The sequence below is a fragment of the Spirosoma taeanense genome (genome assembly GCF_013127955.1).
Taxonomy (GTDB): domain Bacteria; phylum Bacteroidota; class Bacteroidia; order Cytophagales; family Spirosomataceae; genus Spirosoma; species Spirosoma taeanense.
In genome coordinates this window covers 4,406,263-4,421,924 of sequence record NZ_CP053435.1, presented here as the reverse complement: position 1 = coordinate 4,421,924, position 15,662 = coordinate 4,406,263, and the positions used below count along the sequence as shown (strand labels likewise).

Genomic DNA, 15,662 nt, shown 5'->3' with positions numbered 1-15,662 from the left:
GAAATAAGTGAATGATGCATTACCGGCTTGATAACTAAGATCGGCCAACATCTTCCCAAAAATTAACCCTATGGTTCATGTGACTACTCCAGAAGCACCATAATATCTTCCTTAGTCAGCGACTTCATGAAGTTTTCTTCTGTTGTGACGAGGCTGCCGGCCAGTTGCTGCTTGGAGCGCTGCAGAGCCAGAATCTTTTCTTCAACCGTGTTTTTGGCGATAAACTTATATGTAAAGACGGTCTTCTGCTGTCCGATGCGGTGCGCCCGGTCTACGGCCTGAGCCTCGATGGCCGGATTCCACCACGGGTCGAGAATGAATACATAATCGGCGGCTGTCAGGTTGTGGCCCAGTCCACCGGCCTTGAGCGAGATAAGAAACAGCTTAACCGAGTCGTTGGTCTGGAACAGTTCGACCTGGCTCTGGCGATCGGTCGTAGAACCATCGAGATACGCATACTGAATACCTTTCTCTTTCAGATACTGCCGGACAACGCTCAGGTGTTTGATAAACTGGCTGAACACCAGGACCTTGTGCTGCTCGGTCATGGCGCTTTCGAGCCGCATCAGAACATCGTCGAGCTTACCCGAATCGCCTTCGTACCCTTCGTCAACCATACGCGGGTGATTGGCAATCTGCCGAAGTTTGGTCAGGCCCTGCAGGACCACCATCTGCGACTTGGCCATGCCGTCTTCCTCAATCCGTTCCAGAATCAGATTGCGGTAATACGACTTGGCTTCTTCGTACTGTTTCTCCTGATCGGCCGTCATTTCGCAGTAGAGTACGCTTTCGACCTTCTCGGGCAGATCGGTAGCTACCTGCGCCTTGTTCCGGCGGAGCATAAACGGCTTGATGAGGCTATACAGCCGCCCGGTTTTGACTTCGTCATGACGCTTCTCAATCGGAATCTGAAATTCGTTGCGGAAAAACGACTGACTGCCCAGCAGACCGTGATTGATGAACGACATCTGCGTCCAGAGGTCCATCGTGCTGTTTTCGAGCGGAGTGCCGGTCAGGATAAGCCGGTGAGCCGCGTTGAGCTGCATGACGGCCTTCGTAATATGCGACGACGGGTTTTTAATCGCCTGCGATTCATCCAGAATTACGTAATTGAACCGGTAGTCGCTCAGCAGGTCAATGTCGATCCGAACGATGCCGTAGGAGGTCAGGATCAGATCATAGTCATCGAACTGAGCCGTATTCTTATCCCGATACGTACCGGTATACACCATCAGCCGAAGGTCGGGGGTAAACTTACGGGCTTCCAGTTCCCAGTTATACAACAGCGACGTTGGCATGACTAGCAAACTCGGGTGCATGGCGCCCGCTTCTTTCTGGCCCTGCAGCATGGCCAGGGTCATAACGGTTTTACCCAGACCCATGTCGTCAGCCAGACAGCCGCCGAAGCGATACTGCCGCAGAAAATTCATCCAGTCATAACCCGCCTTCTGGTAGGGGCGCAGCGTTCCGTTGAAGTGGGCGGGGAGCGGAAAGGGTTCAATTTCTTCAAAATCGCGCAGCCGTTCGAGCTTACGGCTCATGACGGTTGTGGCGAGGTTGTCGCGTTCGAGTTCCTGCACCAGCGCGAGGTGGTGTTTCTGCAACACCATCTGATCCGTACCGTCGGGTTGTTCGATGAATCCAAATAGTTCGGAGTATTTGGTGAACCACGCGTCGGGAATAACGGCTACTTCGCCGTTGGGCAGCGTAAACTCGTGTTTCTTATTCAGAATAAGCGTCCGCAGTTTCAGGAACGGTATCTCGAATTCACCAAACCGAACATTGGCATAAATATCGAACCAGTCGCGACCTTCCTGGATTGATACGTTAATGCTGGAATAGCCCAGGAAATACCGTTTGGCATCCTGCGCGCTCTGCTGGAGCAGGAACCCGGCTTCCTGCAGTCGAAGGCTGTTGTTGGCCAGCCAGTCGAACGCTTCCGATTTAGGGATGGCCAGCCGACCGTGGCGCAGGTCGAGACCTGAATCGCGCAGAAATGCCAGCTTTTGCCGCTCCAGGCGCTGATCCCGACGAATTTTATGGAAAATATACTCTTCACCTTTTTTCTCCAGACTGACATTGGCCGACGGGCCAAAACTGTCGAAGCGGAAGGCAAACTCACCGTAGCGGAAGGATAAGTCGAAGGCAATCCGCTGGCTGGAATCGTCGTCGGTTTCGGCAACGTCCGATGCGTTTCCAGCAGTTTTCAGCAGCGTGGGCGTTACCGTGCGGCTCGAAGCGACCATCTCGGAGACCGTCAGCATGGGCAGCGGCTCCATGGCTTCCGACCGAATTTCAAACCCTTTGGCGTATACGTCATACGACGCAATCAGGGGCGATACAAATCGCTCATAATACTGCTGCTCGATATTTTTGGGAATAACAATATGGTTCTTGGCGAAGAATGGCCGCAGCTTTTTGCCGTCCACACTCTTCGTGAAGTGGTATACCCGATTGCCAACCATCATATAAGCCGGCTCGTCGCAGATCATTAGTGCGTCCTTAAACTGGAACTCGACCCGCTCCGTTTCGCCATTCTGACCGATCGGGTAGCGAATAATGGGAAAGTAATGGGTTGAATCGGCATTGCGAACAAAATGAAAATGAACCCGCGCGGGCTCAGGCATCCAGACAATGGGCGCCCAGGCTGGATTGCCGTCGTTACCCATGATGTAAAAAGGCTTGTCGGCCATCAGGGCCATGATCTGCGCCTTCAAGTTTTCGAGGTAACCGCAGATAGCCTCCTGCACGAGTTTATCCCCTTTCTGCGGGTCATAAATCTTCAGGAAAAAATCAACAGCCGGGAGCCTGCGTGTATTGAACTTCTTAACAATCACGTCCTGCTGAATGCAGTCGATGAGCCTGACCAGTTCAAAATCACGTTCGTCCAGTTCCTGCGCGAACTCGCCTACGTTCTGGCTCGACAGCGTCTGGTTCAGCAGCGTTAATTCACCGCGTCCGTTACGCTGAATCACGAAGGCCTCGATCAGGTAGCCCAAAAATTCGTGCTCCAGTAAGGAGTAGACAATCTGGAAGGGTTCGGACGGTGAAACTTTCATGATATGGTTGTCAATACCTTTCCCAGTCCTTAGCCGGATCGGGCGATACGAAAAGCATAAATGGTTAAGGAACAGAAAAGGACAGGTCAGTAAAACGAGGCTTTAAACTTTTAACTATCAGGTAGTTAGGCTCTATTTTACAACCTGATGACCTCAAATATACGAATAGAAACAATTTGCACAACCGAACTCGGAAAATGCCGGAGACAAATAAACTAACATTATCAAACGGCAATTTTTCCCGGGAATGCGGGCGGGCAGATTTTTTCAGATAAATAAACAGGGGCAATAAAAATTGGCACAGTATTCGTAGCGCAGCCCGCTTCCTTTTGCGCAATACTTACAGAAATCCGTTGGTCTGGTCATCCAAAACCAGAGTGACTCTGCCGTATTCTATGCAGGTTTACGGGGCAGACCTAGGATTAGAAAGTCATTAAAAATTAGCCGGTGACTATTCAAATAGAACACATTTTTCGGGCATACAACGGGGACTGCTACGTAGAAACATAACTAACTATTAATCAATTAGATTAGTTAATTATAAGTTTATAAATAGTATATAAAGTTCACATATATATAGCCTTTTCCGTCAATAATTGTAAGCGCGACTAGGTTGCCCGTTTTGTTTAAAACAGGGCGTATAGGATAAGATACTGCCCTATGAAGGTGCATTATGGCATTTTTTTTGTCTGAGGCTCTGTGCCGTTCCCCCGGGTATTCAGTAAATAAGAATGGCGGCAGCGATTTTTCAAATCCTCTTAATGGTCAGAACCGTAACTTTAACTATCGTATATGGCAATATACGTTTACTATTTATTTAATTTATTCTCTTCGTATTTTGCCGTACGTCTTACATCTCAGCTTCGCAAGTGTCTGCTGGTGCTGATAACGCTAAGTTTGTCGGTAGTTTCTCCAGCACTGGCGCAGATTACTGGGACTGTCTACCGGGATTTCGATGCCAATGGAGCCCGCAACTACAGTTCAGTAGCGCCCGCCGTTGGCGAAATTGGCGTTGCCAATGTGACCGTCACGGTTTATAGTCAGACGGGGGTCGTACTCGGAACGGCGAACACCGGCAGCACGGGTACGTATTCCATTACGCCCTCAGCGGGTGGACCTTATCGAGTTCAGTTCACAAACCTGCCCTCGGGCTATTTTGACGGCCCGAAAGGAAGCCAGAGTGGAACGACTGTTCAGTTTGCTTCCTCTTCGCCCGCTACGCTGAATCTGGGTATTAATAATCCCGCCGACTATTGTCAGGCAAATCCGTCGTTTTTAGTACCCTGCTACGTTAATGGTAATCCCGTGGGTGGCGGCACTTCCGGAACGCAGGGTGTGCTGGTAACCCTGCCGTATAACAGCACCGGCAACTCGCCCGCCGAATCGGCCATCGCGCTCAACAACCAGATTGGTACCGTGTTCGGCGTTGCCTATCAGCGAACCAGCCGGTACGTCTTTTCGTCGGCGTTTATCAAGCGGCATTCGGGGCTAGGGCCGGGCGGACCAGGCGCTATCTACATTACAAAACCCGGTTCGGGCACAACCTACACCAATGGCCTGTTTGTTGACCTCGATGCCCTGGGTTTTGACACGGGCAGTGATCCGCATTCCAATCTACCCGCTAACGTAACAGCCGCCAACTACGATGTGGGGGCATTCGACGCTGTGGGTAAAGTAGGGCTTGGCGACCTGGAAATTTCGGACGATGGCCGACAGCTTTACGTCGTAAACCTGTATGACCGGAAGCTTTATCGGATTAACGTGGGTGATCCGGCCAGTACATCGCCCACCGCTTCCGATGTGACCAGTTTCACATTGCCGGCTGTGCAGCAGCGCTCGGGGAGTACGTTCCGGCCGTTTGCCCTCAAATATTACCGGGATCGGGTTTACATCGGCGGGGTAACGACCAACGAGAGCGTTTCGACAACGACAACCACGAACTTCGGGTCGGGCTCAACATCCAGTAACCTGATCACCCGCGATACCACCGGCATGAAAGCGGTCGTGTTTGAGTTCAATCCGGTCAATAGTCAGTTTACGCAGGTGCTCACCTTTCCGCTCACCTATAAGAAAGGCGCCACCAACAATGATAGATCGGGGTCCGACCGGGCTGAATACTGGTTACCCTGGACCAGCGTTCAGCCCGGTTCTACGTCGGTGCCCTCGCGCTTTGCCCGTAATGATCTGCCTAATGTCAGTTATCCACAGCCCTGGCTGACGGGAATTGAATTTGACGTAAACGACAACATGATCCTGAGCATTCGGGACCGGCTCGGCGATCAGTACGGAAACAATAACTACGGAACCAACACGTCCAGTACGCAGCTGTACCGGGCCATTTCGCCGGGGGATATTCTGCAGGCCGGCAAATGCAGTCCGGACCTGAACCAATGGACGATTGAGCGCAACGCCCGCATCTGTGGCGGCACACCAACGGGGGGCGCAAATAACGGACAGGGAATCGGTAATGGTGAGTACTATTATAACGATGCCATAGCAATTCCATCCACTACGAACCCTTACCATACCGAAATGAGTGAGGGAGCTCTGGCCCTTTTTCCGGGACAGGACGAAGTAGCCTCTATCGTGATTGACCCAACCGATAATATTGATGCGGGTGGTATCCGACGGTTCAAAGTATCGAACGGAACGGGCAGCCCGTCTACGAGCGTTCAGGTCTACGAGAGTTCGAACGTGGCTACGTATGGAAAAGCAAACGGCCTGGGCGATCTGGAACTGACTTGTAATCCGTCGCCGATTGAGATTGGAAACCGCATCTGGAATGACGGAAGCGCTACAAGTGCGAATGGGACGCAGGACAATGGCACATCGCCCCTGGCGAACATCACGGTACAGTTATTTCTGCCCGGCTCCCGAACCGCCGTGGCCTCAACCCTGACGGATGCCAACGGCGAGTACTATTTCAACAGTTCCAGCGTAAACCTGCGGCCGAACACTACCTATGAACTCCGGGTGCCGCTGAGCCAGACGGCCCTTTCCAGCCAGAATTACACGCCGACGGCCGATAACGTAGGCTCGGACGACACCATCGACAGCGACGGAACGGTGGTGGTCATCAACGGAATCAGCTACGCGGTCATTACGCTGACAACCGGTAATTACGGTGAGAACAACCATACCTACGATTTTGGCTTTGTTACCTGTCCCACCATCTCAAATCCATCCCCGGCGCAGATGGTCTGTTCGGGGACGCCGGTGAATTCGCTGAATGTTACCACAAACGCAACTGGTACAAACGCCATCCGGTTTGTTTACTTCACCACGCCACAGAGCGGAACGGCTGCGTATTCGGGTGGGACGTCGCTGACGACGGTTACGCCGGAAAACGGAACGGCCAGTGTCACTAATGTTACGTTTCCGGCCAATACCGGCAGCACACCGGTTGTCTATTACGTTTACGCCCTTCTGAACCCGGCACCAACCGCTGATGGCTGCCGACCGGTACAGGAAATTCAGGTAACCGTAAAACCCCTGCCGAAGGGGACAGCGACCGGGGGCGCAATTACCTGCGCAGCTCCGGCAACGGTGACGGGGAGTTCGAGCTTGACGGGAGCCACCTATAGCTGGACCGGCCCCAATTCCTTTACATCAATGGCGCAGAGCTTCACGACAAACACAGCCGGAGCCTATAGCCTGACGGTTTCGGCCAATGGCTGTACAGACCCGGCATCTGCTACGGCGACGGTCAGCCAGGCGGTGGTTTCGACGACGCTGGTTCAGGGAGCCTGTAACAGCAATAATACTAACGCAACGACCACCGACGACTATTATACGATTGCCGTGCGGGCAACGACGGCCGGTCCGGGCGCATCGAACAAGTTTGAAGTCGTGCTGAATGCCAATGCCAACGGCACGGGCGGAACGGTCCTGAATGCGGGCGGCACACCCTACGGTCAGACCGTTACGGTTGGTGGAACAGCCACCTTTAAAGCCGACGGTATAAGCACATACACCTTAACCATCCGGGATTTCGACAGCAAGGTCTGCAAGACTACCCAGACGACTACGCCGGTAGCTTCGTGTTCAAGCTGTTTGCCGTCGCTATGTCCTAAGCTTGTTCTTACCCGGCTGTAAATCAACGCAATACCAGGCTTTCGGTTGGTCTGAATGCCCGGCTCTGTTCTTAACCTGTAACGAGTGATTATTTTATATCTAGTATCTATGAAACAACTTTCCGACTTGTGCTTTCTCTGGAGCCAACGCCTGTTCTGGATAGCATGCCTGCTGTTACTGGCGGGCAAAACAGCCGGTGCTTACACACCAGACGATAATCCTCCGGCCCCTAAAGTGCTGGCCATTGGCAACCGGGTCTTTCAGGATTATAACCGCAATGGTATCCAGGATGATGGCGAGCCCGGTATCGCGAAGATACCCGTCCGGCTTTATCAGAACGGCGTACAACGCGGTGAGACGAGCACTGACGAAAAAGGGCAGTATGCCTTCGATGACGCCGGTGTTAAGGGTGGACTGCAACCCAATACGGTTTATGAGATTCGGGTTAATTCAACGGATTTTCCCGCGGGCTTCCAGTTAACAAAGCGGAAGCAGGGGAGCGATCCTAACCTCGACAGCGACGCTCAGCTGATCGGCGGCCTGGCCGTTGTCTATGCCAATACGGGGGCAGCGGGAACACCAAACGATTCGTATGATATCGGTCTGGCAGCCGGTAACCCGGATCTGAGCATCACCAAATCGGCTACTACCGCGAAGGTGACGAAAGGCGGCAACGCCAGTTTCACAATTCGGGTCGATAACACCGGCGACGGCCCGGCCACAAACGTAATCGTGAAGGATACGCTCGACGCGGGTATGACGTATGTATCGTCGTCGCCCGCAGCTACGGTTTCTACGACGCCATCTTCCCAGACGGTGCTTACCTGGAATCTGGGCACGATAGCCGCTGCCGGAACTTCGAATCTAAGCCTGACGGTCAACACGCAGGCCGAAGGTGTTTTATATAATACGGCTTACGTTACAACCACGGATACCGAAGTAAGCACGCGGAATAACGTTAGTCGGGCGTGCGTATCGGTGCCGATAAAGCTTTGTCCAGGTGACCGCTACGTAGCCAGTCTGCCTGCTCAGTATACGAATGTTAAATGGTACAAGGATAATGGGACAACAGCCGTAGCCACCGGCAATAGCTTTACGATTACACAGGCGGGCAGCTACAGCTTTACAACGACCACCAATGTTGATTGTCCGGCCAATGGCTGCTGTCCGATCATTGTTGAAGACGGTATTGTGCCTAACCTCGCCATTACGCCGGCCAGTCCGGCTATTTGTGCCGGAAGCAGCACAAGCCTGACCCTCACGGGCTGCGGTAATGGTTCGATCAAGTGGAGTTCGGGTGAATCAACGGCTAGTATTGTCGTTGCGCCAACGATGACTACGACGTATTCAGTAACGTGTACATCAGCTACGTACGGCACCTGTACCGGCACGGCGTCAACTACCGTAACCGTTAACCCGCTGCCCATAGTGGCCCTGAGCAGTGCCACCATCTGCGCCGGTCAAACCGCCAGCCTAACGGCCACCTCGGGTTATGCTACGTATACCTTCTCGTCGGGCTTAACGCCCGCGCAAGGTCAGCCCAACGTGGCTACGGGTACAGCCGCGGGCACATACTCAGTAACGGCGACGACTTCGGCAGGCTGTTCAGCCACAGCCACAGGCAGTATTACGGTCAATCCGCTGCCAGTGGTGGCTTTAAGCAGTGCGACGATATGCGCCGGCCAGACCGCTTCGTTAACCGCCACGGCTGGTTATGCTACGTATACTTTTTCATCGGGTCTGACCCCAGTACAAGGTCAGCCTAACGTGGCTACGGCAACGACCGCAGGAATATATTCAGTAACCGCTACGACAAGCTCGGGTTGTTCAGCCACGGCTACGGGTAGTATTACAGTTAACCCGCTGCCTATAGTGGCCTTGAGCAGTGCTACCATCTGCGCAGGCCAGACGGCCAGCTTAACCGCTACCTCGGGTTACGCCAGCTACGTCTTCTCGTCGGGTCTGACTCCGGTGCAGGGCCAGCCCAACGTCGCCACCGGCACGACTGCCGGCACGTATAGCGTGACAGCGACCACGAGCTCGGGTTGTTCGGCTACAGCCACGGGTAGCATCACGGTTAACCCACTGCCAACGGCTGCTATTACTGTAAGCAGCGCGACGATCTGTCAGGGCCAGAGTGCAACGCTGACCGCCAGCGGTGGTGCCAGCTATCGTTGGTCGACGAACGAGCAGACCGCTTCCATCGTGGTAACGACAAGTGGTGTATACTCAGTGACCGCTACCAATGCGCAGGGCTGCAGCGACAATGCCCGCACGACCATAACGGTTAATCCGGCACCGGTGCTGACGGTTAATTCGCCAACGTTGTGCGCCGGACAGTCCGCTACGCTGACGGTAGGTGGTTGCCAGGGTGGTACGCTCGTCTGGAGCACCGGCGACAACACAGCCTCGCTGATTGTTACGCCACTCGTGACGACAACTTACTCAGCAACGTGTACTTTCTCGACGGGTTGCTCGTCAACCACGGCCGCTACGGTGACCGTAAATGCCGCTCCGACGTATGAAGCAGCTCCGACAGTGACCGTGGCAACCTGTAACGGTGGTACGCCTAACAACGACGCCCGAATTGACCTGACAACGCTGGAGAATGTTGAACGGGCCGATATTGTGAAAGGAAACAGCTACGGCAGCGGACCGGCCTACGGAGCCCCCAGCAACAAGGTTATTGTGAATGGATCGGTAAGCTTTACGAATCTGGCGAACCCGACCGAAAAACAGCCTTACACCGTCCGGTTATTCTCGGCCAAGGGCACCTGTTATACGGACGTGACGGTGATGCTCGATGCCGCCACCTGCGAATGTCCGACACCGAAATGCGTGCCGGTTGTCATTCAGAAAATAAGATAGATAGAATTGTCCCTAACCGGAGTGCCGGTTAGGGACGTAATGAAATTGATTGGTTCACCAGTTCAGGTTAACTAATCAACGGCAACATATAGAGAGAATATGTCGAATGGGAAAGCCCGGTGATGCTTATCGCCGGGCTTTTTTGTTGAACGGGCAAATTCGCTATAGTGAGTCAATAACGGATACTCAGTATGTGCTAATTTGTATTACGCCAGGCATAGTTACGTATCCGGGGTCAGGTTCAGCAGAACGAATTAGTTTGCCGAGATAACTTTATGCACTTCTTTCGCTAATAAGGCCGCTCCTTCCGCATTCGGGTGAATGCCGTCCGGGAAAAGCTCGCTATGATCGAGCATCAGCTTATTAAAATCGATAATCGGCAGGTTGTTCTCTCTGGCAATCTCATAAACCAGCGGAACGATTTCATTCTTCACTACGTCCGGCTGAATCTCAAAATTCTCGCGAAAAGCAGGCGTTGGGATGCAGATATAGATCTTGGGAGAGCTGGACAGTTTCCTGAACGAGTTGATCAGGGCCAGATAATCGCTCTTGAACTCGTCTTTGTATTGCCAGTTCTGTTTCTTAGAGTCGTTGGTGCCAAACTCGATAATAACGGTCGTGGGTTTCCACTGAAGAGCAAACTGATATTTCTCGGCCTGCCAGTAGGGCCGGTCGCCTTTTTTCAGGACCGTACAGCCGCCAACGCCATAATTCAGGACTTTGTCGGGCGAGTTGGTCAGTAACTGGAGCTGATAGGGGTAGGTCTGTTCAACGGGCAGCACGTAGCCATCGGTGATGCTGGTACCAATACAGGCAATCCGTTTGGCGGGGTTGATCAGCAGTTTTTTGCATCCTCCAAAAAGTAGCGGTATGGCAATTAAAAAGAAGACAAGTCTCAGCTTCATACAGATAAAGTCGGGTAGTGGAAACAACGCGGATTCGTTGAACTGGTTTCTGCTGGCAAAATATAAAACCCGGTAAAGCCAAAGGTACAACAAAGAAAAGCACACAGGCCGCTGGAGGGCGGGGCTGAATAAGGCGTTGCCGGCTGCTACAAAGACTCCTGTTTTTTGGTTTGTAAAATAATGTGTAAATTTTGGAGACTTTCGTAACAAATAGTTGACTTTCGCGTGAGATTAACCGTAGCTCCTGCTCCAGCCGCTGTCCACCTTCGCCTGCCTCTAATCGCCCGGTTCACCAGTCTTTCCATTGCCTGGTTAATAAGCATCGTTATTGGCCGGATTGGCGAGCTGATCTATAACAGTATGGTGCACGGTGTGCCGGGCTCACTGCCAGCCACCGTAGCCGCTGCCTTCCTGGCCGACTTCATTTTCTTCGTGCAGGGTTCATTTGCTCTGTTTGTTATCTATTTTTTCCTGACGTTCTTCTCCGGAAAGCTGGCCCACTGGGTTTACGTGGGTCTCTGTGTTCTCCTGATTCTGGTGCAGACAGGGCTGACGGTTTATTTCGGGAAAACATCAGTGCTGCTGGGCGCTGATCTATACAGTTATTCCATGGAGGAAATCCGCCAGACAGTGGGCGCGGCCGGGGGACTAAGCCTTGGGCTACTTGGCGCACTGGTCGGAGTCATCGTTCTGGTGCTTCTGATAGTTCAGTTCGTGACCAGTCGGATTCGGCTCGATGTGCGCTGGGCATTCGCGCTGGTTGGGCTGGGAGCGCTGGTATCCCTATTTAACGCCAGTACCTGGGTGCCGCTGCCGCTACTGGAGTCAGAATACGCGAATAACCTGGTTATCAACAAACCGGCTTATCTGGCCAAAGCGACCCTCGTGCGCTTTGATGGAAACACCGACGACGGCGTCGATATTTACGCTGATGCCTATATCGGTGATTACGGCGAACCTGCTAAGGACAGCGACATCAGGCCGGTTAACTATCTGGCCGAAAACCAATACCCCTTCCTACACCCCGATGAAACGCCGGATGTTCTGGGGCCATTTTTCAATCCGTCGCCCGTACTGCCCAACCTGGTTATCGTCATTGTTGAAGGATTAGGCCGGGCGTTCACCGGGCCGGATGCGTACCTGGGCAGTTTTACCCCCTTTGTGGATTCACTGGCGCAGCAGAGTCTGTATTGGGAGAATTTTTTGAGTGAGGGCGGTCGCACCTTTGCGGTTTTGCCGTCCATTCTGGGGTCGTTACCGTTCGGCCAGCAGGGCTTTTCGGATCTGGGCAGCCAGATGCCGGCTCACCTGTCGCTGCCGGGAATCCTTAAAAAAAGCGGGTACGAATCGGCCTTTTATTACGGTGGAAACGCTCAGTTTGATAACATGCGAACGATCTTGCGCAAAGAGGGGGTTAGCCGGATTCTGGATGAACCAACTTTTGGCGGGGGGTACCAGAAAATGCCGGGGGCTAATGGCTTTACGTGGGGGTATGGCGATAAAGACCTGTTCCGGCACTATTTGTCCGTAAACGCGCCGACCGATACACGCCCGAAACTGCAGGTTCTGCTGACGGTTTCGACGCACGATCCATTCCGGATCAATGAACAGAGTCGCTATCTGCAGAAAGCCGAGCAACGGTTTACGTCGCTGAATTTAACGGAAGCTCAGAAACAGGATCGGCGGAAATACAGCTACCAGTTTGCGTCCATCCTCTATACCGATGATGCGCTCCGGGAGTTCTTTGCGGCCTACCGCAAACGGCCCGATTTCAACCGGACTATTTTCCTCATTACGGGCGATCACCGGATGCCGGAGATCCCTATGACGACCAAACTCGACCGGTATCATGTCCCGCTGATCGTGTATTCGCCCCTGCTGAAGCGCCGGGCCACGTTCCGTTCCATATCAACCCATTTCGATATAGGACCGACGTTGCTGGCGTTCCTTAAAAACAATTACCAGTTGAAAACGCCGTCGGTCGCGAGCTGGCAGGGAACCGGTATCGATACAACCCGCCAGTTTCAGAATATTCATGCCTATCCGCTGAAGATGACCAAGGCCGAACTGGTAGACTTTGTGATGGGACCATACATGCTGAATCAGAACAGTCTGTACCGCATCAATACCAACATGAACCTTGAGCCCGTCAGCGAGTCCGGTCAGCTGAATCGCCTGAACGCTACGTTCGAGCAGTTTAAACGGAAGAACGATCGGTTCATGAATGGCAAACTCGTTCCGGATTCCCTGCTGACGCGCTACAACTGATGGGGTAAACCGACCAGTTTACCGACCGGAGGAGGAATTTTGTTTCGGCGTCCGGGCGTAATAATCTTCGAGGATGCGGGTAACCATCGGGCGATAGACCCGCCAGAAAAAACCTCTACGTTCGGTCAGGCCTTCAGTCATGTACGCAAAGGGCGACAGCCACTCGATACCCCGAAAATAAGCCGACGTCATGCTAACCGGGTTGTCGCAGAAGTCGCCGGCAAAGTAATAGAAGCCGTAATCCGGCGCGTCGTGCATCAGAATGGCCGGGAACCGGGTCGGTAAGCCGTAGCGCGCCATTTCGCGTTTACCGGCCTCATTGGGATACACTTCATAGCTGGCCACTTCCTGATTCACCCGGGGATTATAGCTCAGCACGTCAAACCAGTAGGTGTAACGAATGCGGTCGGGAAGATTGAATTTTGCCTGGCCAGTTGCCGAAGCCAGCATCTGCGGTACTTTTCGGGCCAGGTGCGTATCTTCTTCCAGCACCACAACCGCGTCATTTTCGGATACGTACACAACGCCCGATTTGGTGAACGGCCATTGCCCCTTATGCTGCCGTCTATAGTTCCGGACCAGCCACTTAGGCAGTTCTTCGTTAACGGTAGGGTCCAGTGAGTCAAAAAAGCGGCCTATCCAGCCCGTCCAGCGTACCCCAAAAAGGGTTTCAAACTGATTCCGGATGGCAGGATCGGTAGGCGAGTTGATATCGTTAAACTCGGCCATCACCAGCTTGTGGTTCTGCTTCATCATCGACAGAAATTCGACGTCTTTACGGCTCATGCCCCCGTATATAATCCCGGAACGTTCAGTTTGCTGATCACTTTGGAACCATTCCTGCCGGTAAATACCGTAGGTATCGGTATAATAGGCCAGGTCACTGTCCCGGCAGAGCTGGGCTAATTGCTGCGTTGTAAAACGCTCCAGTCCCTTGAGCCGGTACTGTCGGTTTTCCATCGGGAAGAAACCGAAGTAATCCTGACCGATGGCGTAGCGCTGCCGTTTGGTCTTGGTGAAACGCTGGTGATTCAGAATCCACGTCAGCGAAATATGTTCCTGCCCGTCGGGGTGAAGCACCGTTTTATCGACAATAGCCGCCACCAGTGGGCGCCTGGGCATAAAAAACCACGCCAGCCACATCCACAGCGGCAGCAGCAGAATAGTCGCGATCAGAAAATAAACCCGGTTTTTTTTGTTCAGAAAGCCCACGGAGAACTGCTAAAAGCGTTGACGAAGCGAGAAACTGATACCCCACTGATTACCTCGTGGCCGATTAGTCTGGTCTTCGGCGAACCAGGAAGCTACGACAGAAGGAATAAAACCCCCAAAACTTTTTCTAAACTCAATACTGGCCCGCTGCGAAGCCAGTTTCCGGACGTCCTGCCCCAGTAACACATTCCGGGCTTCGTCGGGCGAAATGCCGGTTCCGCCCGCAAGGGCAATGAAATCATCCGCCGTGCCGTAATAGTAGCGCACCGTGCCAATGTACGTCTGCGAAAGGTCGCTATTGTTCGGAACCAGATAGGTGCGCAGATTCAGCCAGAAACTTTTGATGTATTTGCTGGCGGAGACGGTATAAATCCACGTCTCGTCCGTGAACTTCAGATACCGGAAACCTACTTCGGCCTCGAAGCTTTTGGGCAGGTTGGCATAGAGCGAAGCCCCCGCCCGGAAACGCGGAAACACTGGCTCACTGCCCGAAAAGCCGACGTTCAGATAGCTATAAAATGTATTATTAATGTGCGGATAAGCGTCGAGTTCGCCCTGGAAACCGGTTGAACCGAAGCGCTTGGCGTAGTTGAGCCGCCCCGTTACGGTGCCTAGTCGGGTAGACCGGCCATAGGAAATATTGGCCAGGCTCCAGGGGTTTTTGTGCAGGGCGTCGTTATAATTTCTGTCAAAGTACAGATAGTCATACCCTACGGAAATCATATTCCTGCTGGCTGCCCATTTGAGCCGATCAGCCAGGGCGCGGGCATCGGCGTTATCGGGATTCGACCGAAGTAGCTGGGCCGCGACGGTATAGGCCTCGGAAGTCTGTTTGAGGTCGTTCAGAACCCTGGCTTTTTTAAGCAGCAGGTCGGGGTCAGCTGGGTAATGCCGCAGGGCGGTGTTGCAGTAAACCAGAGCCTGGCTGGGGTTGTCGTTCCAGAATTCCAGGTCCGTAGCCGCGCTCAGGGCATCTTTATTAGTGGAATCTTTCTGCAGCACCAGCGAAAACTGCTGGCGAGCCTCGGGCAGTTTATCGCTCCAGGTATAGAGTCGCCCCATAAAGGTGCGGATCTCCGCATAATCCGGACTTTGCTTCAGGGCCTGCTGGCAAAGCGCAATCGCGCGGGCGTAATCTTTGTTGTCGAAGGCAGCCTGCCGGGCCTGTTTAAACAGATCATCGGAGCCGGGTCCGGACTGGGCACTGGCAAACAGCCGGAGCAGCAGACAGGTAACGAAGACAAAAGAGCGGGTTTTCACAGTACGGTTGGTTAAT

General features: G+C 53.2%; 7 protein-coding genes. 3 read left to right on the top strand and 4 right to left on the bottom strand.

Going from position 1 to position 15,662, the window contains the following annotated elements; translation table 11 throughout:
* Positions 1–83: 83 nt before the first annotated feature.
* Positions 84–3,059, bottom strand: coding sequence for a DEAD/DEAH box helicase (locus tag HNV11_RS18440; RefSeq protein ID WP_171741060.1), 2,976 nt, complete (start codon positions 3,057–3,059; stop codon positions 84–86).
* Between the two features lie 792 nt (positions 3,060–3,851).
* Between HNV11_RS18440 and HNV11_RS18435 the strand changes: the two genes are divergently transcribed.
* Both HNV11_RS18435 and HNV11_RS18430 read left to right on the top strand, forming a co-directional pair.
* Complete coding sequence (locus tag HNV11_RS18435; protein WP_171741059.1) at positions 3,852–7,154, top strand: SdrD B-like domain-containing protein; 3,303 nt, start codon at positions 3,852–3,854, stop codon at positions 7,152–7,154.
* 87 nt (positions 7,155–7,241) lie between these two features.
* Positions 7,242–10,001 (top strand): SdrD B-like domain-containing protein, encoded by a 2,760-nt coding sequence (locus HNV11_RS18430; protein WP_171741058.1) that lies wholly within the window; start codon positions 7,242–7,244, stop codon positions 9,999–10,001.
* A 254-nt stretch (positions 10,002–10,255) separates the two neighbouring features.
* Here the strand turns inward: HNV11_RS18430 and HNV11_RS18425 are convergent, their stop codons facing one another.
* Positions 10,256–10,906, bottom strand: coding sequence for a GDSL-type esterase/lipase family protein (locus HNV11_RS18425; RefSeq protein WP_171741057.1), 651 nt, complete (start codon positions 10,904–10,906; stop codon positions 10,256–10,258).
* 225 nt (positions 10,907–11,131) lie between these two features.
* On the opposite strand from HNV11_RS18425, the gene HNV11_RS18420 reads away from it, so the two are divergent.
* Entirely contained in the window at positions 11,132–13,174 is a 2,043-nt protein-coding gene (locus HNV11_RS18420; protein ID WP_240163559.1) for an LTA synthase family protein, read from the top strand.
* Between the two features lie 18 nt (positions 13,175–13,192).
* On the opposite strand, the gene HNV11_RS18415 is transcribed toward HNV11_RS18420, so the two are convergent.
* Together HNV11_RS18415 and HNV11_RS18410 are read right to left on the bottom strand one after the other, a co-directional pair.
* Positions 13,193–14,386: a hypothetical protein gene (locus tag HNV11_RS18415; RefSeq protein WP_240163557.1), complete on the bottom strand. Its 1,194-nt coding sequence runs from the start codon at positions 14,384–14,386 to the stop codon at positions 13,193–13,195.
* Positions 14,387–14,395: 9 nt separating this feature from the next.
* On the bottom strand, positions 14,396–15,646 hold the full coding sequence (locus tag HNV11_RS18410) for a YaiO family outer membrane beta-barrel protein (RefSeq protein WP_171741056.1): 1,251 nt from the start codon (positions 15,644–15,646) through the stop codon (positions 14,396–14,398).
* Positions 15,647–15,662: the final 16 nt, after the last annotated feature.

Bases quoted from the DNA above. Each gene is read 5' to 3' on its own strand.
- HNV11_RS18440 (WP_171741060.1), bottom strand. From the start codon at position 3,059: ATGAAAGTTTCACCGTCCGAACCCTTCCAGATTGTCTACTCCTTACTG.
- HNV11_RS18435 (WP_171741059.1), top strand. From the start codon at position 3,852: ATGGCAATATACGTTTACTATTTATTTAATTTATTCTCTTCGTATTTT.
- HNV11_RS18430 (WP_171741058.1), top strand. From the start codon at position 7,242: ATGAAACAACTTTCCGACTTGTGCTTTCTCTGGAGCCAACGCCTGTTC.
- HNV11_RS18425 (WP_171741057.1), bottom strand. From the start codon at position 10,906: ATGAAGCTGAGACTTGTCTTCTTTTTAATTGCCATACCGCTACTTTTT.